This is a genomic window from Streptococcus sp. CCH5-D3 (assembly GCF_001556435.1).
Classification (GTDB): Bacteria; Bacillota; Bacilli; order Lactobacillales; family Streptococcaceae; genus Streptococcus.
Map to the genome: position 1 here is coordinate 1 of NZ_LSIW01000062.1, position 360 is coordinate 360.

The window sequence follows — 360 nt, forward strand, 5'->3', positions numbered from 1 at the left end:
CAGGTGGTGGCAAAGAAGTTAAAGAAGTCCGTGTCCCAATTTGGTCAGATAAGAATGGTCAAGATGATCTTACATGGTATCATGCCGATAAACAATCAGACGGTAGCTACAAGGTTCATGTAGATACAGCCAGCCATAAGGGCGATGCTGGTACTTATTCTGTTCATCTTTACTATATGTTGAATGGTAAGAGAACCTATATCACAGAAACTAAAGCTACAGTCCCTCAATCTACGGAATCTCAAGTAACGGGGAAATTGACCATCAGCAATCAAACCTCTAATGGCTTTGATGTAGTCGTAACCAATGTTTCAGGTGGTGGCAAAGAAGTTAAAGAAGTCCGTGTCCCAATTTGGTCAG

The 360-nt window shown here is 41.7% G+C and carries 1 protein-coding gene; it reads left to right on the forward strand.

Annotation, left to right across the window (positions count from 1 at the left end; translation table 11 throughout):
* The coding region (locus AX662_RS04425) for a GBS Bsp-like repeat-containing protein (RefSeq protein WP_197414658.1) at window positions 1-360 on the forward strand (360 nt) is incomplete at both ends.